17 protein-coding genes and 1 tRNA gene are annotated in these 21,164 nt (G+C 74.7%); 10 read left to right on the plus strand and 8 right to left on the minus strand.

What is annotated here, in order from left to right; translation table 11 throughout:
• Positions 1-51: 51 nt before the first annotated feature.
• Together ACI78Q_RS05695 and ACI78Q_RS05700 are read right to left on the minus strand one after the other, a co-directional pair.
• Complete coding sequence (locus ACI78Q_RS05695; RefSeq protein ID WP_456922351.1) at positions 52-942, minus strand: putative protein N(5)-glutamine methyltransferase; 891 nt, start codon at positions 940-942, stop codon at positions 52-54.
• Positions 916-986: transfer RNA gene (locus ACI78Q_RS05700), tRNA-Gly, on the minus strand. Before ACI78Q_RS05700 ends, ACI78Q_RS05695 begins: the two co-directional genes overlap by 27 nt.
• Positions 987-1,196: 210 nt before the next feature.
• Here ACI78Q_RS05700 and ACI78Q_RS05705 point away from each other — a divergent pair.
• Positions 1,197-1,604, plus strand: a complete 408-nt coding sequence (locus tag ACI78Q_RS05705; protein ID WP_456922352.1) for a YciI family protein — start codon at positions 1,197-1,199, stop codon at positions 1,602-1,604.
• Positions 1,605-1,611: 7 nt separating this feature from the next.
• The gene (locus tag ACI78Q_RS05710; RefSeq protein ID WP_456922353.1) at positions 1,612-2,757 is read left to right on the plus strand and encodes an RNA polymerase sigma factor; all 1,146 of its coding nucleotides are present in this window, start codon (positions 1,612-1,614) and stop codon (positions 2,755-2,757) included.
• Positions 2,758-2,799: 42 nt separating this feature from the next.
• Here the strand turns inward: ACI78Q_RS05710 and ACI78Q_RS05715 are convergent, their stop codons facing one another.
• The 4 genes from ACI78Q_RS05715 to ACI78Q_RS05730 all read right to left on the minus strand — a co-directional run bounded on the left by ACI78Q_RS05715 (position 2,800) and on the right by ACI78Q_RS05730 (position 9,955).
• Positions 2,800-5,481 carry an ATP-binding protein gene (locus tag ACI78Q_RS05715; RefSeq protein WP_456922354.1) on the minus strand — a complete coding sequence of 894 codons (2,682 nt, stop codon included), beginning with the start codon at positions 5,479-5,481 and terminating at the stop codon, positions 2,800-2,802.
• Positions 5,482-5,587: 106 nt separating this feature from the next.
• Positions 5,588-6,553: a methyl-accepting chemotaxis protein gene (locus ACI78Q_RS05720; protein WP_456922355.1), complete on the minus strand. Its 966-nt coding sequence runs from the start codon at positions 6,551-6,553 to the stop codon at positions 5,588-5,590.
• Between the two features lies 1 nt (position 6,554).
• Complete coding sequence (locus ACI78Q_RS05725) at positions 6,555-7,133, minus strand: PAS domain-containing protein (RefSeq protein ID WP_456922356.1); 579 nt, start codon at positions 7,131-7,133, stop codon at positions 6,555-6,557.
• Between the two features lie 143 nt (positions 7,134-7,276).
• Positions 7,277-9,955: a S8 family serine peptidase gene (locus tag ACI78Q_RS05730; RefSeq protein ID WP_456922357.1), complete on the minus strand. Its 2,679-nt coding sequence runs from the start codon at positions 9,953-9,955 to the stop codon at positions 7,277-7,279.
• 165 nt (positions 9,956-10,120) lie between these two features.
• On the opposite strand from ACI78Q_RS05730, the gene dcd reads away from it, so the two are divergent.
• Complete coding sequence (dcd, locus tag ACI78Q_RS05735; RefSeq protein WP_456922358.1) at positions 10,121-10,711, plus strand: dCTP deaminase; 591 nt, start codon at positions 10,121-10,123, stop codon at positions 10,709-10,711.
• Here dcd and ACI78Q_RS05740 read toward each other — a convergent pair.
• Positions 10,677-12,023 (minus strand): MFS transporter, encoded by a 1,347-nt coding sequence (locus tag ACI78Q_RS05740; RefSeq protein ID WP_456922359.1) that lies wholly within the window; start codon positions 12,021-12,023, stop codon positions 10,677-10,679. The genes dcd and ACI78Q_RS05740 overlap by 35 nt on opposite strands.
• 144 nt (positions 12,024-12,167) lie before the next feature.
• On the opposite strand from ACI78Q_RS05740, the gene ACI78Q_RS05745 reads away from it, so the two are divergent.
• The gene (locus ACI78Q_RS05745) at positions 12,168-12,632 is read left to right on the plus strand and encodes a DUF4760 domain-containing protein (RefSeq protein ID WP_456922360.1); all 465 of its coding nucleotides are present in this window, start codon (positions 12,168-12,170) and stop codon (positions 12,630-12,632) included.
• Between the two features lie 105 nt (positions 12,633-12,737).
• On the opposite strand, the gene ACI78Q_RS05750 is transcribed toward ACI78Q_RS05745, so the two are convergent.
• Complete coding sequence (locus ACI78Q_RS05750) at positions 12,738-15,032, minus strand: heterodisulfide reductase-related iron-sulfur binding cluster (RefSeq protein WP_456922361.1); 2,295 nt, start codon at positions 15,030-15,032, stop codon at positions 12,738-12,740.
• 246 nt (positions 15,033-15,278) lie between these two features.
• Between ACI78Q_RS05750 and ACI78Q_RS05755 the strand changes: the two genes are divergently transcribed.
• The 6 genes from ACI78Q_RS05755 (at position 15,279) to ACI78Q_RS05780 (ending at position 21,145) form a co-directional block, all read left to right on the plus strand.
• Positions 15,279-16,133, plus strand: coding sequence for a type IV toxin-antitoxin system AbiEi family antitoxin domain-containing protein (locus ACI78Q_RS05755; protein ID WP_456922362.1), 855 nt, complete (start codon positions 15,279-15,281; stop codon positions 16,131-16,133).
• Positions 16,134-16,377: 244 nt separating this feature from the next.
• Positions 16,378-18,255, plus strand: coding sequence for a molecular chaperone DnaK (dnaK, locus tag ACI78Q_RS05760; RefSeq protein ID WP_456922363.1), 1,878 nt, complete (start codon positions 16,378-16,380; stop codon positions 18,253-18,255).
• Positions 18,252-18,977, plus strand: a complete 726-nt coding sequence (grpE, locus tag ACI78Q_RS05765) for a nucleotide exchange factor GrpE (protein WP_456922364.1) — start codon at positions 18,252-18,254, stop codon at positions 18,975-18,977. Before dnaK ends, grpE begins: the two co-directional genes overlap by 4 nt.
• A gap of 19 nt (positions 18,978-18,996) precedes the next feature.
• The gene (gene dnaJ, locus ACI78Q_RS05770; protein ID WP_456922365.1) at positions 18,997-20,202 is read left to right on the plus strand and encodes a molecular chaperone DnaJ; all 1,206 of its coding nucleotides are present in this window, start codon (positions 18,997-18,999) and stop codon (positions 20,200-20,202) included.
• The gene (locus ACI78Q_RS05775) at positions 20,199-20,654 is read left to right on the plus strand and encodes a heat shock protein transcriptional repressor HspR (RefSeq protein ID WP_456922366.1); all 456 of its coding nucleotides are present in this window, start codon (positions 20,199-20,201) and stop codon (positions 20,652-20,654) included. Before dnaJ ends, ACI78Q_RS05775 begins: the two co-directional genes overlap by 4 nt.
• A complete protein-coding gene (locus tag ACI78Q_RS05780; protein ID WP_456922367.1) occupies positions 20,651-21,145 on the plus strand; it encodes a MarR family winged helix-turn-helix transcriptional regulator in 495 nt (164 codons plus the stop codon). The genes ACI78Q_RS05775 and ACI78Q_RS05780 overlap by 4 nt, the downstream gene beginning before the upstream one ends.
• The last annotated feature ends 19 nt before the right edge of the window (positions 21,146-21,164 follow it).

The raw sequence follows: 21,164 nt of genomic DNA on the forward strand, positions 1-21,164 counted from the left end.
CCGAGCGGGAGCGGCTGGTCACTACCCCCGTGGTCCTGGTCCTCGCCCTCGTCAGCCTGGCGCCGGCCCTGCAGTGAGGCGCCGGCCGGCGGTGCCGGCCACGACGGTGGCGTCGCGCTCCTCGTCGTGCAGCACCTCGGCCACCAGGCCGCCGGCGGTGACGACGGCCGCGGTGAGCGCCGCCTGCGCCCGGCTGGTCTCCAGCAGCAGGACCCCGCCCGGCGCCAGCCAGCGGCGCGCACCCGCGGCCACCCGGCGCTGCAGGTCGACGCCGTCCGGACCGCCGTCCAGGGCCGTGCGGGGCTCGTGGTCGCGCGCCTCCGGGGGCATGAGCGCGATCGCCGCGGTCGGCACGTAGGGGGCGTTGACCGCGAGCAGGTCCACCCGCCCGCACAGCTGCGGCGGCAGCGCGGCGTAGAGGTCTCCCTGGTGCACCCGTCCGCCGGCGGGGGCCACGTTGCGCGCGGCACAGCGGACCGCCACCGGGTCGACGTCGGCGGCGTGCAGTTCGACCGCGCCCACCGCGGCGGCCACGGCCGCGCCCACGGCGCCGGTGCCGCAGCACAGGTCGACCACGACCGGGCGCGGGACGCCCCGCAGGGCCGCCGCGGCGCGGTCGACGAGCAGGCCGGTCCGCCGGCGCGGCACGAAGACGCCGGGCTCCACGGCGATGCGCAGGCCGCAGAACTCCGCCCAGCCCAGCAGAGTCTCCAGGGGCTCGCCGGCCACCCGCCGCGCGACCAGGGCCTCAAGCGCGGGGGGGTCGGGCGCCGTGGCGACGAGGGCGGCGGCCTCCTCCTCGGCGAAGACGCAGCCGGCGGCGCGCAGCCGGACGACGAGGTCAGGAGGGGGGATGGGGGCCTCCGGCCGGGCACGGACGTCGGCCCGCCGGGGCTGCCCGCGAGGGGCGGAGAGAGCGGGTGACGAGAATCGAACTCGCACTGTCAGCTTGGGAAGCTGATGTTCTGCCATTGAACTACACCCGCGGAGCGCTCGGGCCTGAGCGGCTGGGGGACCCGCCGCTCGGTGAGCGTTCCCGGAGATCGTACACGGCTCGTCCGCGCGGGAGCAGCGGCCCGGTCCGCAGAACGAATCCGCCAGGAGATGTGTCGCGGTGGGATGTCGAGAACCGGCGCACGGCTCCGTCCCCCGGGTGCACGCGGCCAGAATGGGCGCACCTGACCAGGGAGGACACGATGGCCAAGTACCTGCTCCTCAAGCACTACCGTGGCGCGCCGGCGCCGGCCAACGACGTGCCGATGGACCAGTGGACGCCGGAGGAGGTGACGGCCCACGTGCAGTACATGCAGGACTTCGCCGCCCGCCTCGAGGGCACCGGTGAGTTCGTCGACGGGCAGGCACTCTCCCCGGAGGGCATGTGGGTCCGCTCCGACGGGGAGGGGCGGCCGCCGGTCACCGACGGCCCGTTCGCCGAGACCAAGGACCTGATCGCCGGCTGGATGATCATCGACGTCGAGACCCAGGAGCGGGCGGTCGAACTGGCCGGCGAGCTGTCCTCGGCCCCGGGCGCGGGTGGGAAGCCGATCCACGAGTGGCTCGAGGTGCGCCCGTTCCTGGCCGCGCCGCCGACCATCACGGAGTGACGCACCGGTGGACGAGGCCCTGCTGCGGACCCTCACCCCCACCGTGATCGGGATCCTCGGCCGCCGCGGAGCAGACTTCGCGGCGGCCGAGGACGCCGTCCAGGACGCGCTGGTCGAGGCCGTGCGGGTGTGGCCGGAGGACCCGCCGCGGGACCCCAAGGGCTGGCTGGTCACCGTGGCGTGGCGCAAGTTCCTCGACGCCGCCCGCGCCGACACGTCCCGCCGGCGGCGCGAGGAGGTCGTCGAGGACGAGCCGGCGCCCGGACCGGGGACGGAGGTCGACGACACGCTGCAGCTGTACTTCCTGTGCGCCCACCCGTCCCTGACCCCGGCCTCGGCCGTCGCGCTCACCCTGCGCGCGGTCGGCGGTCTGACCACCCGCCAGATCGCGCAGGCCTACCTCGTGCCGGAGGCGACCATGGCCCAGCGCATCAGCCGGGCCAAGCGCACCGTCTCCGGCGTCCGGCTCGACCAGCCCGGCGACGTCGCCACGGTGCTGCGGGTGCTCTACCTGGTCTTCAACGAGGGCTACTCCGGCGACGTCGACCTCGCCGCCGAGGCCATCCGGCTCACTCGCCAGCTGGCGGCGCGGACCGACCACGAGGAGGTCGCGGGCCTGCTCGCGCTCATGCTGCTGCACCACGCGCGGCGCCCCGCCCGGACCCGGGCCGACGGCAGCCTCGTGCCCCTCGCCGAGCAGGACCGCTCGCTGTGGGACACCGCTCTGATCTCCGAGGGCGTCGAGGTGCTCCAGGCCGCCCTCGCCCGCGACCGGCTGGGGGAGTTCCAGGCCCAGGCCGCCGTCGCCGCCCTGCACGCTGACGCCCGGACGGCGGAGGAGACCGACTGGGTCCAGATCGTCGAGTGGTACGACGAGCTGGTGCGGCTCACCGGCAGCCCGGTGGCCCGCCTCAACCGGGCCGTCGCGGTCGGCGAGGCCGACGGCCCGCGGGCCGGTCTGGCCGCTCTGGCGGAGCTCGACCCCGCCCTGCCCCGCCACTCCGCCGTCGCGGCGTACCTGCACGAGCGGGCGGGGAACCCGGCGACCGCAGCCCGCCTCTACGCCGACGCGGCCCGATCGGCGCCCAACCTCCCCGAACGCGACCACCTCACGCGGCAGGCCGCACGGCTCAACGCGGAACTGCGCGGTTGAGCGGTCGCACGTGCCCGTGCGGAGGCGGGATGCCAGGCCGGCTCAGGCCGAGCGGATGACCACCGTCGTCCCGGCCGGGCTCGGGGTGGCGGTGATCTCCCCGACCGCGCTCATCAGCATCGACCCGCGACCGCGGTCCATGCTCGGCACCCGCTCGCGCCACCGGCCGTAGTCGCGGACGGCCACCTCCACCCGCCCGGCGACGACCTCCGCCGCGACGTCGATGAACGGCTCGGTCGGGTCCTGCGCGTGCTCGACGGCGTTCGTGGCCGCCTCGCAGGTGGCCAGCACGAGGTCGTAGGCCCGCTCCTCGTCGAGGCCCGCCTCGGCGAACAGGCCGCGCAGCCGGCGGCGCAGCGCGGGGATGGAGGAGCTCGCCGCGGGGAACCGCCAGCGGCCGGAGACCGGGCCCGGCGCCGCGGCCGCGCCGTCCCCGCGGACCGTCGCGGCCGGCGGGGGACCGGTCATCGGCACGCGCGGGACGGGCGGTCCGGCAGGGGCGGGCGGCGGAGCGCCGTCGACGTCGATCCGTGCCGACGACGGCGGCGTCGGGACGGCGGCACGGGCCCCGGCGGCGCGCGCCAGCACCGCCCGCAGCCGAGCCACCAGCTCCGCCGACTCGAACGGCTTGGCCAGGTAGTCGTCGACCCCGGCGTCGAAGCCCTCGACGGCGGCCTCCTGGCCGGCGCGCGCGGTCAGCACGACCACCGGCACGCTCCGGGTCGCGGGGTCGGCGCGCAACGCCCGCAGCAGCCCGAAGCCGTCCAGCCCCGGCATCATCACGTCGGTCAGGACGACGTCCGGCCGGGCCGCGGCCACGCTCTCCAGCGCCTCCTCGCCGTTGGTCGCCGTCCGGACGGTCCAGTGCGGGGACAGCAGCCGGGTGAGGTAGGCGCGCATGTCGGCGTTGTCGTCCACGACGAGGACGCCGGCGCCCCCGGCGGGGCGGGGCTCGGGCGCGGTCCAGGCGAGGTCGTCGTCCCAGGGGGTGACGGCCGCACCGCGCGCGGCCGGCGACGGTGCGGCGGCGCCGTCGGCGGCGTCCGGGGAACCGAACGGCAGGGTGACGGTGAACGTGCTGCCGACCCCGGGCTCGCTGGTCACCGTGACGGTGCCGCCGTGCAGGCCGACCAGCTCGCGGACCATCGCCAGCCCGAGCCCGGTGCCCTCCCTGCTGCGGGCGGGGGAGTCGGGGACCCGGTGGAACCGCTCGAACAGGTTCGGCAGCTCCTCGGCCGGGATGCCCACGCCGGTGTCGGACACCTGCAGGGTGATCGTGTCGCCGTCGGCCCGCAGGGTGACCCCGATGCTGCCGACGAAGGTGTACTTCACCGCGTTGGCGACCAGGTTGAGGACGACCTTCTCCCACATCCGCCGGTCGACGTGGGCCGGCCGCCCCAGCGGCGGGCAGTCGACGACCAGCCGCAGCCCGGCCCGCTCCGCGGCCGCGCGCAGCACCCCGGCCAGCTCCGCGGTGAGGGCGGCGAGGTCGGTCGCCACCCGGACGGCGGAGGTGCGGCCGGCCTCGATGCTGACGAACTCCAGCAGGTCGTTCACCAGGCCCTGCAGCCGCTGGCCGTTGCGCAGGGCGAGGGTGAGCTGGTCACGGACGGACGGCGGCAGCGCGGTGCCGGCCAGGGCGTCGCCGATGGGGGCCAGCAGCAGCGTCAGCGGCGTGCGCAGCTCGTGGCTGACGTTGGCGAAGAACGCCGTCTTGGCCTCGTCGAGCTCGGTCAGCGCCTCGGCGCGGGACCGCTCGGCGGCGTAGGCGCGGGCGTTGAGCACGGCGCCGGTGAACTGGCCGGCGAGCAGCTCGTGGAACGAGCGGCACTCCTCGTCGAGAGCCCGGTTCGGGTTGACGCCGACCACCAGGGCCCCGACCTCGTCGCCACCGGGGCCGGCCAGGGGGAGGACGACGGCGGCGGTGACCGGGTCGCCCCACGGCCCGCCGGGGATCCCGAGGCCCTCGGCCTCGAAGGGCTGCAGCGCGGCGGCGGAGTCGGCCGTCTCGGGCAGCAGCCGCGGGTCGCAGCCGACGGTGGCCGCGCGCCGCAGTCCGGGGGTGCCCGGCTCGGCGAGGTAGACCGCCGCGAACGGGACGTCGAGGGGGTGCCCGGCCAGCGATGCGGTCATGTCCGCCACCGGGTCGTGCTCCTCCTCGCCCACCAGTCCCGCGGAGGACGCGACGTCGCGCAGCAGCCGCTGCCGGCGCTCGGCCAGCACCCGGCGGGTGACCTCGGTGCACACCGCGTGCATGCCGGCGACCTCGCCGTCGTCGCCGTAGGCCGGGGCGTGCGAGACGGTGAAGTAGGTCTCCTCGCGGTAGCCGGCCCGCTCCAGCAGGAGCAGCAGCTCGGGGATCCACGACGGCTCGCGGGTGGTCATGGCACGCTCGACCGGCTCCCGCAGCGCGGACCAGCCCTCCGCGAGCGTGACCCGCAGGTCCTCGCCGATCGCGCCGGGGTGTTTCGCGCCGATCAGGTCGGCGTAGGCGTCGTTGTAGATCTGGGTGTACCGCGGGCCCCAGGTGAGGATCATCGGGAACCGCGAGGCCAACACCGTGCGGACGGCGTGCCGCAGGCTGGCCGGCCAGCCGTCGACCGGCCCGAGCGGGGTCGCCGACCAGTCCAGCGCGGCCATGAACCGGCCGTTCTCGCCGCCGTCCCGGAAGAGCTCGACGTCCCCGGGGCCCGGCGGCCGTTCGGCACCGGCGCTGGCGCGCACGCACACCTCCGGTTCCGGTCCTCGACTGCTGCGCCGGCGCTGTGGCTCGTGCGCGGCCCGCCGCCCGGTCAGCATCCGGACGACAGCCCGAAACGGTACCCCGGCGTCAGCGGCGCATCTCGGCGAGGAACCCGGTCGCCTCCGACCGCAGCCGCTCGGCCATCCGGGACAGCCCGGTGATGTCGCCGGCCCCGGCGCCCATCGAGGCCGTGCCGTCGACCGCCGCGGCGATCCCGTCGACCAGCCCGTTCATCTCGGTGACCGTCGTCCCCACCTCGTCCATGACGGCGGCGACCTCCTCGCAGGCCTCCCGGATCCGCTCGACCTGCGTGGTGACCCGCACGGTGGCCCGGGCGGTCTGGTCGGCGAGGTCCTTGACCTCCGTGGCGACGACGGCGAAGCCCTTGCCGGCCTCGCCGGCGCGCGCGGCCTCGATGGTGGCGTTGAGGGCCAGCAGCCGGGTCTGTGCCGCGACGGCGTCGATGAGCGCGATGACGTCCTTGATCTCCGCCGAGGAGCGGGTGAGCGAGCTCATCGTCTCCTGGGCGGTGCCGGTCTCCGCGCTCGCCGCCGACGCCGCGGCGGTCAGCCCGGACGCCGAGGCGCTCATCTCCGTCGACGCCGTCGCCACCTGCTCCGACATCGCCAGGACGACGGCCTCGAACTCGTCGGCCAGCCGCAGCCGGGCGGTCTGGGCCTCGGTGACCCGGCCGGCGGTCCGCTCCATGGCCTGCCGCGCGGTGTTGATCTCCGTCGCGCCCTTGCGGTAGGCCCCTGCCAGGCCGGTGAGCAGCACCGAGCGGTGGAAGCGGCCCTCCGCGGCCGCCCCCAGCGCGGCGGAGGACTCCCGGACGAAGGCGTCGGAGACGTCCAGCACCCGGTTGGCGCTGTGGTGCAGCGCCAGCAGCTCCGGCACGTCCTCCATGCCCGGCGTCGGGCGGCTGCGGGCCTCCAGGTCGCCGCGGGCGGCGGCCTCGCAGGTGGCGGTCAGCTGGCGCACGAACTCCCGGTAGGCGGCGAGCTCCTCCGCGTCGCTGCGCCGGGTGCCCTCGCCCCTCGTGCGGATGCCCACGTCAGCGCTCCTCGCGGTTGATGACCGACCAGATGAACTCGTCGTAGGACGACGCCTGCTCCGCGACCAGGTCGTCCAGCAACCGCGAGGACGCCGCGACCGCGGCCCTGGCCGTGGGGTGCCGGCGCTCCTCGGCCACCAGCCGCTCGTAGAGCGGGGTCACCTGCCGGATCGCGCCGCGGGCGGGGCTGCGCCGGTTGGAGTGGTAGCCGGTCACCGAGCCGTCGGCGCCGTAGGACGGCGTGACGTGGGCCAGGACCCAGTAGTGGGCGCCGTCGGAGGCGAGGTTGTTGATGTACGCGAACAGCTCCCGGCCCTCGGTGAGGGTCTGCCACAGCAGCGCGAACAGCGCGCGCGGCATCTGCGGGTGCCGGATGAGGTTGTGCGGCTGCCCCACGACCTCGTCGAGGTGGTAGCCGCTGACCCGCAGGAAGACGTCGTTGGCGTAGGTGATCACGCCGCGCTGGTCGGTCTTGGAGACGATCAGCTCGTCGGGGCGGAACGTGCGCTCCTCGCCGGTGGGCCGCATGCCGCGGCCGGCGCCCCGGGGAGCGGGACGCGTCACCTGCGTGTCGAGCAAGGGTCCTCCTCGGGCGGGCGCCGACGTGACCCCTGTGTCATCGGCAGGGACCGCCCCCGGTGTAGCCGGAACGCCGCCGTCCGTTCCGGCGGACGGCGCCGCGCCCCGCCCCGGACCGGGGATCCGGGACGGGGCGGGGGTGATCAGATCCGGACGCCGGTGCAGGACACCGAGCAGTCGGTCGACCAGATCCCGCGCAGCCCGCCGAACACCGCGCTGCGCACCAGTCGCTGGCCGGCGGGGCCGGTCGCGACGTCCGGCTGCACGGTGCCCCCGGTGCCGGAGCCACCCGGCGTGGTGCCGCCGGGGGTGCTGTCACCGGGGCTGCTGCCCGAGCCGCCGGGGGTGGTGCCGCCCGGCGTGCCGGGGTCGCTGCCGCCGGTGCCGGACCCGCCGGGAGCCGGCGCGAGGTAGGTCAGCGCCGAGGCGAGGACCGACTCCCGGCCGTCGGGGGCGAAGACGTGGACGTCGTAGGTCCCCGCCGCCCGGGCCGGCGCCCGGAACTGCACCTGGTCGGCCGCGACCCGGAGCACCGCCGCGGAGGCGGAGTCCCCGACGCGCACCCGCGCGCCGTCCGGCAGGGCGCTGCCGCGGATGGTGACCGTCTCACCGCCGGCCGTGCCGACCCGCGCCGGGCTGAGCGAGGTGATGCCGAACGGGCCCACGTTCGGGAAGGTGACCTCGCCACCCGTGCCGGGGTCCGTGCCGCCGGTGCCGGGCTCGGTGCCCCCGGTGCCGGGCGAGCTCGGGCTGCTCGGCGTGCCGGGGGTGCTGCCGCCGGAGCCGCCGGTGCCCGGCGTGGTGCCACCGGGGCTGGTGCCGCCGGGGCTGGTCCCGCCGCTGCCGGGCTGGGTGCCCCCGGTGTCCGGCGAGCTCGGACTGCTCGGCGTGCTGGGCGTGCCGGGGTCGTCGCCGCCGGAGCCGCCGGTGCCCGGCGTGCTGCCGGGCGTGCTCGGGGTGCCGGGCGTGCTGGGGCTGCTGGGCGTGCTCGGCGTGCTCGGGGTGCTGGGTGTGCCGGGGCTGCTGCCACCGGAGCCGCCGGTCCCGGGCGTGGTGGCGCCGGGGATCGTCCCGCCGGTGCCGGGCTGGGTGCCACCCGTGCCCGGGCCGCCGGAGCCGGCGGACGGGGATCCCGCCACCGAGCCGACGACCAGCGGGGCCGCGACGGTCTGCCCGAGGGCGGCGCCGTCTTTCTCCAGCTGCACCGTGAGCACGTAGCGGCCGTCGCCCAGCTCGACCGAGGGGGAGAGGGCGAGGGCGCCCGGGCCGGCGGCGCTGCCCAGCGGGAAGCGCGCCGTCCCGGTGTCGTCGGTGGCCACGGTGGTGCCGCCCACGGTCAGCTCGGCGTCCGCGACGGCCCACACCTCGCCCTGGTGCTCCATGCCGAGGCCCAGCGTGACGGCGTAGTCGCCACTGCCGGCGGTGCCGGAGGCGGCGATCCGCGGGGTCACCACGCCCGCCGGCGCGGTCATCGACGTGAAGGTGTAGTCGACCCGGTCCCAGCGGGCCTCGGCCAGACCCGCGAGGGACAGGCGACCGCCGGTCACCGACCTCCCGGCGTAGGCCGACACCGGCACGACGTCCCCGAGGAGGGCCGCCTTGACCTCGTCGGCGGTCGCGTCCGGCATCTGCGCGCGGTACAGGGCCACCGCCGCGGCGACGTGCGGAGCCGCGATGGACGTCCCGCCCACCAGCCGGTAGCCCCCGTCGTTCCAGGCGGTGAAGACGAGGTTCCCCGGAGCGAACAGGTCCACCGAGGTGGCGCCGTAGGCGGAGGAGGGGGTGATCGTGTCCGAGGCGGTGTGCGAGCCCACGGTGATGAGGTTGCTGTTCGTGTAGCTCGCCGGGTACAGCGGCGCGGTGTCGCGGTCGCCGGCGTCGTTGCCCGCCGCCGCGACCACGACGACGCCCTTGGACTCCGCGTACTCGATCGCGTCCCGCACCGCGGTCAGCGCCGAACCGGTGAACGCGCCGCCCCACGAGGCGTTGACCGCGGCCGCACCGTGGTCGGCGGCGTACCGGATCGCCTCCGCGCCGAGGAAGGCGTCGACGCCGTCCCCGGTGCCGATGACCAGCGGCATGAGCTGCACGTCCGGGGCGACGCCGGCCGTCCCCTGGCCGTTGCCGGCGCGGGCACCGGCGACCGCGGCGACGTTGGTCCCGTGCGTGCCGCCGGCGCCGTTGTCGATGTCCGCGGAGCCGGTGACGAAGTTCCAGCCGTGGCAGTCACCGGCCTTGCCGTTGCCGTCCCGGTCCACCGAGCCGCAGCTCTCGGCCGGGTTGCTCCACAGCGAGCCGACGAGGTCGGGGTGGTCGGAGTCGAAGCCGGTGTCGGTGACGGCGACGATCATGCCGCGGCCGGTCCCGCCCTCCCAGCCGGTGGTGGCGTCGACGTCCACGTCAGAGGTGATGGCCTGGCTGTAGGCGTTCGCGCCGGTGTTCTCGAGGTTCCAGCCGTAGGACGGCCAGTACGGGTCGGTGATGCTCCCCAGGACCGGCACCGGCGGCGAGTACTCGGCCTCGGCCACACCGGGCACGGCCTCGAGGTCGCGCGGGGTGAGCCCCTCGGTCGCGGCCAGCGCCCGGCCGTCGCTGAGCGCCTGGACGGTCACCACGGCGCCGGCTGCGCCCAGACGGGCCACGAGGTCCGCAGTGGGGACGCCCGCGTCGGCGGTGACGACGTAGCGGCTCAGCCCGTCTCCGGGGCCGTACTCGCCGGCCGGCGCCACAGCCGGTCCCGCGAGTGCGGTCACGGCCGCGGCCCCGGCGTACCCCGCGACGGCGGCGGCCACGAGTACCGCGGCCAGCTCCCGTCTCCTCATCAGACTCCGCACGTCCACTCCACTCCCTGCCCGGCACGTCCCCGGACGACGTGGCCCCCAGAGGGCCTGCGGGACGGCAACGACGCCCTGTGCGGAGGGCTTGAGACGGTCGCGTTCGGGCTCGCCCGGAATGGTGAGGTCGCGGACCTCCCTAGACTCCGGCGCATGCTGCTGTCCGACCGCGACATCACGGCTGCCATCGCCGAGGGGCGGCTCGGCATCGAGCCCTACGACAAGGGCCTGGTGCAGCCCTCGAGCATCGACGTCCGGCTGGACCGGTTCTTCCGGGTCTTCAACAACGCGCGGTACACCCACATCGACCCTGCCCAGCAGCAGGACGACCTGACCACCCTGGTCGAGCCCGACGGCGACGAGCCGTTCGTACTCCACCCGGGGGAGTTCGTGCTCGGCTCGACGCTCGAGGTGGTGACCATCCCCGACGACCTGGCCGCCCGCCTGGAGGGCAAGAGCTCACTGGGCCGGCTGGGCCTGCTCACCCACTCCACGGCCGGCTTCGTCGACCCGGGGTTCAGCGGGCACATCACGCTGGAGCTGTCCAACGTGGCCAACCTGCCGATCACGCTGTGGCCGGGCATGAAGATCGGCCAGCTGTGCCTGTTCCGGCTGACCGGCCCCGCCGAGCACCCCTACGGCTCGGCGGTCTACGGCTCGCGCTACCAGGACCAGCGCGGCCCCACGCCGTCCCGGTCCTTCCGCAACTTCACCCGCGCCGAGACCCGCCGTCCGGCTCCGTGACGTGCACGGTGACCGGCGGCTCGGTGCCGGCCACCTCGATGACGTCGCCGTGGTGGGCGTCGCGGGCCCAGCCGGGCACCTCGTCGTCGACGAACCGCGGCCGCGACACCAGCCAGCCGGTGACCATGAGCACCGCCACCCCGGTGAGGACGACGACGAACATGCCGGTGTAGCCGCCGGTGCTGCCCCGCAGGACGCCGACCAGCAGCGGTCCGGCACCGGCGAGCAGGTACCCCCACCCCTGGACGACGGTGGAGAGGGCCGCGGTCGTCTCCGCCGTCCGCGCCCGTAGCCCGATCAGCGTGAGCACCATCGCGAAGGTGCCCATGCCGAGGGCCAGCAGGCTCATCCACAGCCACGGCACGGTCAGCGGGGCGAGCATCAGGCCCATCCAGCCGGCGACGTAGCAGAGCCCGAAGCCGGCCAGCAGCGGCCGCTGCAGGTGCTGGCGCACGGTGAGCACCGGGATGATCGCGTTGAGCGGGATGACCACGATGGTGTTGATGCCGAGCAGCAGACCGGCGGTGGCCGCGCTCAGGCCGGAGTCCCGCAGGTACTGCGCCGTCCACCCGATGAGGACGTAGGCCTGCATCGACTGGGCGCCGAAGAAGACCGCCAGCGCCACGGCCATGGGGCTGCGCACCAGGGAGCGCATCCGCACGGCGCCGCGGGCGTCTCGGGCGGCGTCCCGGGAGGCGCCCGGGCGGGCCGGCACGGCCAGCCAGGGCAGCGCGGCCAGCAGCGCGAGCACCGCCCACCAGCCCAGCGCCCAGCGCCAGCCGTCGGGCCCGGCCGCGGCGGCGATCGGCGCCGCGGAGATCGAGGCGATCGCGCCGCCCGCGGCCATCGACATGCTGTAGGCGCCGACCAGCAGGCCCGTCCGGCTGGGGAAGTAGCGCTTGACCAGGCTGGGCAGCAGCACGTTGCCCAGCGCCCCGCCGACCATCGCCAGCACCGTGCCGACGAGGAACAGCCAGAAGGTGCCGGCCAGGGCCCGCACCACCAGCCCCGCGGCCATGGCCAGCAGCGCGCCGGCCAGCACGTGCCCGTCGCGGAAGCGGGCGGCCAGCGGCGGCCCGGCGAAGCCGATCGCGGCGAAGCACAGGACCGGCATGGTCGTGATGAGCCCGGCCATCCCGCTGGAGATGCCCAGGCCGTGCTCGATCTCCTCCAGCACCGGCCCGATGCTGTTCACCGCGGTGCGCAGGTTGAAGCCGGTGAGGACGATCGCCGTCCCGATGAGCAGCAGCCCGCGGCGGTGATCCGTGGCGGTCGGGCCGGCGGGGGAGGCGGGGACGGCGGCGCGGGTCACCCGACGATGGTCCTCCCCGGGCCGCGACCACATCGCGTCGGGTGGTTAGCCCACGCAACCATCGGCGGTGGGGCCACGCCGCCCCGGGAGGCGGGGGCCCGCGGTGCACCCGCGGTGCTGGGCCGCCGAGGAGCATCGATGCGCATGTCGAGTGATGCGTGGGCCAACCTCGTCCAGACCGTGGCCCTGGTCGTCGCGGCCACCGCCCTGCTGTTCGCGGCCAAGCAGGTGCGCCTGGCGCGCCACGGGGGCGGCGGGGCGAACGTGCTCCAGCTGTGGACCTTCCTGCAGAGCGAGACCGCACGGGCCGACGGGCGGACCCTCTACGCGGCCGTCGCGCGGACGGGCCCGTTCGACCCCGACCTCCGGAACTGGACCCCGGCGGAGATCGACGCGGCGCGCCACGTCTGCTCGACGTGGTCCGCCGCCGGACTGCTCGCCCGGCGGGACATCGTGCCCGCAGACGTCCTTCTCGAGGGGTGGGGCGCCAACGTCGCGCGCACCTGGTCGGTGACGGCGGAGTTCGTGGCGTGGGAGCGGGCCCGTCGCGAGGACCCGGGGCTGTGGCGCGGTTTCGAGTGGCTGGCGGCCCGGGCGGGGGAGCGGTGACACCGGAGGGGCGGTCGTGGGGACGGTGCGGTCGGCGTCCCGGTGTCCCTCCGGAGACGACGACGGCGCGCGCTCCCGTGGGGGAACGCGCGCCGTCGGTGGTCCTCAGCTCTGGGGGCCGTGCTCCGTGTTGGCCGAGTCCAGGCCCACGACGTCGTCGTCCTTGGTGCCGACGTCGGCACCGGACTCGGTGCCGGGGGCGCCGACCGGGGCCAGCGACCGCAGCAGGATCTGGCTGACGTCGAGGACCTCCACGTGCTCGCCGGCCTCGCCGTTCTGCTTCTTGGTGGTCAGCGCGTCGGACAGCATCGTGATGCAGAACGGGCAGGCGGTGGAGATGACGTCGGGATCGAGGTCGAGCGCCTCCTCGGTGCGCTCCATGTTGATCCGCTTGCCGATCTTCTCCTCCATCCACATGCGCGCACCGCCGGCGCCGCAGCAGAAACCGCGGTCCTTGCAGCGGTGCATCTCCTGGGTGGTGAGGCCCTGGACGGAGTCGAGGATCTCCCGCGGCGGCGTGTAGACCTTGTTGTGCCGACCGAGGAAGCACGGGTCGTGGTAGGTGACCTTGCGGTCGACCGGGGTGACCGGGGTCAGCCGGCCCTCCTCCACCAGCTGGCCCAGCAGCTGGGTGTGGTGCACCACCTCGTAGTTCCCGCCCAGCTGCGGGTACTCCCGGCCCAGCGAGTTGAAGCAGTGCGGGCAGGTGGCGACGATCTTGCGCATCCCCGGCACCCGGCCCTCGAAGACGCCGTCCAGGGTGGCGACGTTCTCCTGCGCCAGCATCTGGAAGACGAACTCGTTGCCCATGCGCCGCGCCGGGTCACCGGAGCAGGTCTCCCCGGAGCCGAGGACGGCGAACTCGACGCCGGCGGTGTGCAGCAGCTCGGCGACGGCCTTGGTGACCTTCTTGGCGCGGTCGTCGATGGCGCCGGCGCAGCCCACCCAGAACAGGTACTCGACGTCGTAGTCCAGCGGGCCGTCGGCTATCCGGACCTCGAAGTCCAGCTCCTTGATCCAGTCCTCGCGGGTGCTGGCCGGCACGCCCCACGGGTTGCCCCGGTTCTCCAGGTTGCGCAGCATCACGCCGGCCTCGGAGGGGAAGCTCGACTCGATGAGGACCTGGTAGCGGCGCATGTCCTCGATGTGGTCGACGTGCTCGATGTCGACCGGGCACTGCTCGACGCAGGCGCCGCAGTTGGTGCAGCTCCACAGGACGTCGGGGTCGATGACCCCGCCCTCCTCGAGGGTGCCAACCAGCGGGCGGTGGGCCTGGGCGTCGTTGGTGCCCTCGATGCGCGCGTAGCCCGACGCCCAGACCTGCTCGTCACTGGGCTTCAGGACGTCGTAGTCGGGGGCGGTCTCGCCGGCGGTCCTCTCGCCGAGCAGGTACGGGGCCTTGGCGTACAGGTGGTCCCGCAGGTCCATGATCACCATCTTGGGGCTGAGCGGCTTGCCCGTGTTCCACGCCGGGCACTGGCTCTGGCACCGCCCGCACTCGGTGCAGGTGGTGAAGTCCAGCATCCCCTTCCAGGTGAAGTCCTCGATCTTGCCGCGGCCGAAGATCGCGTCCTCGTCGGGGTCCTCGAAGTCGATCGGCTCGCCGCCGGAGGTCATCGGCTGCAGCGGGCCCAGCGCGACGCCGCCGTCGTCCTCACGCTTGAAGTAGATGTTGAAGAAGGCGCTGAACCGGTGCCAGGCGACGCCCATGTTGAGGATCCGGCTGATGACGACCAGCCAGACCAGCGAGACGACGATCTTGACGAAGGCGACGACGCTGAGCAGGTCGGGGCTGTCGGGCAGCAGGGTGGCCACCGCGCCGGAGACCGGGTGCGACCAGGCCGGGGCGTCGGTCAGGTCCGAGGAGATCTTCAGGGCGCGGATCAGCAGGATGCAGACGCCGACGGTGAGGACGACGGCCTCGACGAAGTAGCCGCGGCCCTCGTTGGTGCCGGCGAAGCGGCTGGCGCGGCCCTGCCGGCGCGGGTGGTCCCGCTGGCGCCGGTAGACCAGGTAGAGGATGCCGAGGATCGTGCCGGTGCCGATGATGTCGGCGAAGAGGTTCCACAGGCTCCACTCGCCGATCAACGGCAGGTGGAAGGCCGGGTTCCAGACCTCGCCGAAGGCCTCGACCAGGGTGAGGAACAGGCCGTAGAACCCGGCGAAGACGAACCAGTGGGCCACGCCGATCGACGACCACTTGAGCATCCGGGTGTGGCCCAGGGACTCCACTGCCAGCGTCTTCAGCCGGGCGCCCACCGGGCCGGACCGGGTGCCGTCGGGCTGGCCGATCCGGATGATCCGGACCATGGCGCGCACCGCCCGGTAGGCCATCACCGAGGCCACCACCAGGAACAGGACGCTGATCGTCCCGAGGACGACCTGCAACGGGCCCGTCATCTTCTTCCTCCCGCACACGCCTGACGGCGTCGGTCGATCCCCCGCCCGCCGGCGACGGACCGCGGCGGGCGCCACCGCCCGCACGCGTCGCACGATAGCCGCCGGTCGCGGACGCTACTCGTCGGTAACCCCTGCTGCCCACCTGCCCTCGCAGCCGCCGTCCGGCGCTCGTCCACAGGCGAGCCGCTCCTCCACCGATGCGGCTGCGAGCACCACGGAGGAGCGCGGGCGGACGAGCCTGCCGAGGTGCACCCCCTCCTCCGCGCCCGCGCCGACGCGCAACTCGGCCTCTTCACGTCCACCGACGCCCTCCGTGCCGGCTACGGGCACCAGGAGATCCAGCGTCGGTGCCGGGCCGGGTCCTGGCGGCGCCTGCGGCGGGGCGTGTACGCGACCGCCGCGGACCTGGCGGCGGCCGAGGAGCGGGGGCGCCGCCACCGGCTGGACTGTCTCGCGGTCCTGCTCACCCTCGGGCGGCCGGCCACCGCGATCAGCTCGGTCTCCGCGGCGCGCCTGGGGGGCCTGCCGGTCCGGCGCGGCCTCGAGGACACGGTGCGGCTCACCGACCCGGTGGTCTGGCGCCGCGGTGAGGGCTACCGGGCGACGAGGGCGTCGCTGGCGCCGGGCGAGGTCGTCCGTGCCGGCCCCGTGCGGCTGACGGCGGCCGCCCTCGCGGACGGGCGCGCCGAGTCGCCCCCGGAGAGCCGGGGCCGGCTGCGCATCCTCGGTGCCGGCCTGCCCGTGCCGGAGCTGCAGGTGGAGATCCGCGTGCCCGGCGGACGGCTCGTGGCCGTCGTCGACGCCTGGTTCGACCGGGAGGCCGTGGCGGTCGAGTTCGACGGGCAGGTGGAGTACACCGACCCGTGGCGGGGGCGCTCGCCCGAGCGTGTGCTGTGGGAGGAGAAGCGGCGCGAGGACGAGCTCCGCGCGCTCGGTGTCCGCGTCGTGCGCGTCGCCGATGCCGACCTCGGTGCCGGGTGGCCGGCGCTGGAGAGGCGTCTCCGGGGACTGCTCGCCGTCCCCGGGCCGGTCGTCCGCCCCTTCGAGGCGGTGCCGCGGGAGCTCGGACGCCGGCGCGCGGACGGGCCGCCGTCCTCGTGATCCTGGCCGTGTCACCGCGGAGGACGCCGCACCACAGCTGCCGGGCGGCCATGAGCCGTCACAGGTCGCCGGGAGGTGGGACGGCGGGCACGCGCGACCCCGCTCGCTCCCCCCGGGAACAGTTCCGTCCGGACTGCCGTTAGGGTGGGCAGGAAAGTTGAGTGGACCCCGCGCAAGGCGGGCATCCGGCAACTGACCCGTAGACCAGAACCACACCGGTACACACGGAAGAGAGGCCAGCTCCATGGCTCGAGCGGTCGGTATCGACCTCGGCACCACCAACTCCGTCGTCACCGTCCTGGAGGGCGGCGAGCCGACGGTCATCGCCAACTCCGAGGGTTCGCGCACCACCCCGTCGGTCGTCGCGTTCGCCAAGAACGGCGAGGTCCTCGTCGGTCAGTCGGCGAAGAACCAGGCCGTCACCAACGTCGACCGCACCATCCGCAGCGTCAAGCGTGAGATGGGCACCGACTGGAAGTCGCCGGAGATCGACGGCAAGCGCTACACGCCGCAGGAGATCAGCGCCCGCGTCCTGCAGAAGCTCAAGCGGGACGCCGAGACCTACCTGGGCGAGCCGGTGACCGACGCGGTCATCACCGTCCCGGCCTACTTCGAGGACGCGCAGCGCCAGGCCACCAAGGAGGCCGGTGAGATCGCGGGCCTCAACGTCCTGCGGATCGTCAACGAGCCCACCGCCGCCGCGCTGGCCTACGGCCTGGACAAGGGCGAGACCGAGCAGACGATCCTCGTCTTCGACCTCGGTGGTGGCACCTTCGACGTCTCCCTGCTGGAGATCGGCGAGGGCGTCATCGAGGTGAAGGCCACCGCCGGTGACAACCACCTCGGCGGTGACGACTGGGACGAGCGCGTCGTCAAGCACCTGGTGCAGACGTTCAACGCCTCCAACGGCATCGACCTGTCCAAGGACAAGCTGGCCATGCAGCGGCTCCGTGAGGCCGCCGAGAAGGCCAAGATCGAGCTGTCGGGCGCGCAGTCGACCAACGTCAACCTGCCCTACATCACCGCCGGCGCCGAGGGCCCGCTGCACCTCGACGTCACCATCACCCGCGCCGAGTTCCAGCGGATGACCCAGGACCTGCTCGACCGCGCCCGCGCGCCGTTCAACCAGGCCATCCGGGACGCCGGCATCTCCGTTGGCCAGATCGACCACGTCGTCCTGGTGGGTGGCTCCACCCGCATGCCCGCCGTCTCCGACCTGGTGCGCGAGCTGACCGGCGGCAAGGAGCCCAACAAGGGCGTCAACCCGGACGAGGTCGTGGCGATCGGCGCCGCGCTGCAGGCCGGTGTCCTCCGCGGTGAGGTCAAGGACGTCCTGCTGCTCGACGTCACCCCGCTGTCCCTGGGCATCGAGACCAAGGGCGGCATCATGACCAAGCTGATCGAGCGCAACACCACGATCCCGACCAAGCGCAGCGAGATCTTCACGACGGCCGACGACAACCAGCCGTCGGTGCAGATCCAGGTGTTCCAGGGCGAGCGCGAGATGGCCGCCTACAACAAGAAGCTCGGCATGTTCGAGCTGACCGGTCTGCCCCCGGCGCCGCGCGGCGTGCCGCAGATCGAGGTGGCCTTCGACATCGACGCCAACGGCATCGTGCACGTGTCGGCCAAGGACCTCGGCACGGGCAAGGAGCAGTCGATGACCATCACCGGCGGCTCGGCCCTCCCGAAGGACGACATCGAGCGGATGATGAAGGACGCCGAGGCCCACGCGGAGGAGGACAAGCGCCGCCGCGAGGAGGCCGAGACCCGCAACCTGGCCGAGTCGCTGCAGTACCAGACCGAGAAGTTCCTCGCGGAGAACGGCGAGAAGATCCCGGCCGAGAAGAAGGAGGAGCTCGGCGAGGCCCTCACCGAGCTGCGCTCCGCCCTCGGCGGCTCCGACATCGCGGCCATCAAGGCGGCGCAGGAGAAGGTCGCCCGCGTCTCGCAGGAGGTCGGCGGGGCCCTCTACGCCCAGCAGGCCGAGAACCAGGCCGCCGCGGGTGCTCCCGGCGCCGGTGCGGGAACCCCGGGTGACACCGGTCCGTCCGGTACGACGACGGGCGACGACGACGTCGTCGACGCCGAGATCGTCGACGAGGACAACGACCGCCGATGACGGAGAGGGAAGAGGAGCCGCGGGTCGTCATCCGCGACAAGCGGCGCATCGACCCGACCAGCGGCACCGTGCGGGAGCCGGCCGGCGAGCAGCCGGCCGGCGCCCGCACGGGCGCAGACGTTCCGGACCGGACCGCGCCGGGGCCAGCACAGGGCTGGACGGCGCAAGGGGAGCAGATGAGCGAGCACGAGACCGTCGCCGAGCAGCAGCCGGTGGCGGGGGACGACGACCTGGGCCGCCAGCTCGCCGAGCGGACCGAGGACCTCCAGCGGGTCACCGCGGAGTACGCCAACTACCGCCGGCGGGTCGAGCGGGACCGCCAGCTCGTGGTCGACCAGGCCGCCGAGCGGTTCGCCGCGCAGCTGTTCCCGATCGTCGACGACATCGAGCGGGCCCGGGACCACGGCGACCTGACCGGCGCCTTCAAGGTGGTCGCCGACCGTGTGCTGGGCCTGCTCGACGGGCTGGGCGTGGAGGCCTTCGGCGTCTCCGGGGACCCGTTCGACCCGTCGCTGCACGAGGCGGTCATGCACGACACCTCGACCGAGGTGCAGGTGCCGACCGCGAGCACGGTCCTGCGGCAGGGTTTCCGTCGCGGCGACCGCGTGCTGCGGACGGCGATGGTCGCGGTCACCGACCCGGAGAGCCCGGCTCCCGCGGGCGACGGCGCGGTGATCGAGGCCGCGACGCCGCCGGGCGACGGCGCTCCGGCGTCCGACTGAGCCAGAGAGGGGGCGCCCGATGAGCACCCGGGACTTCATCGAGAAGGACTACTACGCCGCTCTCGGCGTCGCCCAGGACGCCGACGCGGCTGCGATCAAGAAGGCCTACCGCCAGCTGGCGCGGGACCTCCACCCGGACAAGAACCCGGGCAACACCGAGGCCGAGGCCCGGTTCAAGGAGGTCTCCGAGGCCTACGACGTGCTGTCGGACACCAAGCGGCGGGCCGAGTACGACGAGGCCCGGCGGCTGTTCGGGGCCGGCGGCGCGGGCGCGCGCGCCGGCTTCCCCGGGGGGTTCCCGGGCGGGGCCGGCGGCGGTCAGCCGTTCGACCTCGGCGACCTGTTCGGCGCGGCCGGGACCTCCGGCCGGGCCGGTGCCGGCGGGCTCGGGGACCTCTTCGGCGGCCTGTTCGGTGGCGGCGGGGGATCGGGCTCGGCGCGGGCGCGCAGCCAGGCGGCGTCCGGCCCCGCCCGCGGCCAGGACGTCGAGACCGAGGCGACGCTCTCCTTCGAGGAGGCCGTCCTCGGCGTGACCGTGCCGCTGCGCATGCAGAGCCCGGGCACCTGCCCGACCTGCCACGGCAGCGGCGCGAAGCCCGGCACCTCGCCGCACACCTGCCCGGTGTGCCAGGGCGCCGGCGTCACCAGCCGCAGCCAGGGCGCGTTCGCCTTCTCCGAGCCGTGCCGCAACTGCCGCGGCACCGGACAGGTGGTCGACGACCCGTGCCCGACGTGTGCGGGCAACGGCGTCACCACCCAGACCCGCACCATCACCGTCCGGATCCCGGCCGGGGTCAAGGACGGCCAGCGGATCCGGCTGGCGGGCAAGGGGGCACCCGGCCGCCGCGGCGGCCCGGCCGGCGACCTGTACGTCGTCGTCCACGTCTCCGAGCACGAGTTGTTCGGCCGCAAGGGCAGCGACCTCACCCTCACCGTGCCGATCACCTACGCCGAGGCGGCGCTGGGGACGACGCTCACCGTCCCGACCCTGGACGGCAGCGTCTCCCTCAAGGTGCCCGCGGGCACGGCCAGCGGGCAGACCCTCCGCGTGCGCGGGCGCGGCGTGCCGGGCAAGGGCCGGGCCGGTGACCTGCTGGTGACCGTCGAGGTCGCCGTGCCCAAGCGGCTCAGCCCCGCGGCCGAGGAGGCGGTCAAGGTGCTCGACGCCGAGCTGGGTGACCCGCGGCCGCGGATCACCGCCGCCGTCCAGGGGAGCACGAAGTGACCGCCGCGGCCGACGGCCGGGAGCGGCGCGAGGCCGGGCGCGCGGTCGCCGAGGACGCCCCCGTCTTCGTCATCTCGGTGGCCGCCGAGCTGGCCGGCATGCACGCGCAGACCCTGCGCCAGTACGACCGGCTGGGCCTGGTCAGCCCCGGGCGCACGCCCGGTGGCGGCCGGCGGTACAGCCCGCGCGACGTCGCCCTCCTGCGGGAGGTCCAGCGCCTCTCGCAGGAGGACGGCGTCAACCTGGCCGGCATCAAGCGGATCATCGACCTGGAGTCGCAGGTGGAGGCGCTGCAGCAGCGGGTGACCGAACTGCTGGGCGAGCTGGAGCTGGCCGAGGCCCGGCGGATTGCTGCGGAGTCCGCCGTCCGGGCCGGTTACGGCCGCGACCTCGTGCCGCTGCGTCCCGCCACCTCGGCACTGGTCGTCTGGCGTCCCGGGCAGCAGCGGTGAGCGGCAGCAGCCAGCACGAGGCGATCGTCCACGTGGAGCGGGAGATCGCGCTGCTGCTGCGCCGGTCGCGGGCCATGTCCGCCCGGCTGTCGCGTGAGCTCCACCCCGACCTGGACGGCGCGGCCTACGGCCTGCTGGTGCTCCTCGAGGACTCCGGGCCGCTGCGGGCCAGCGACCTCGTCGCCCGCCTCGGCCTGGACAAGAGCACGGTGAGCCGTCAGATCGCCTCCCTCGTCGACCTCGGCCTGGTCACCCGCGAACCCGACCCCGCCGACGGCCGCGCCCAGGTGCTCGGCACCTCGGCCGAGGGCCACGCCCGGCTCAGCCGCATCCGCGACGCCCGGCGCGCCCGCTGGGAGGCCGACCTCTCCGACTGGCCGGTCGAGGACATCGCCACGCTCGGCGACCTGCTCGGCCGGCTCAACCGACTGGGCGAGGCGCGCGACGCCGGCGCCGTCCCCGAACCCCGGGACGGCGCCCCGGGCGGCTGAGCCGCCCCGCACGACCCCC

It is taken from the genome of Geodermatophilus sp. SYSU D00705 (genome assembly GCF_054050135.1).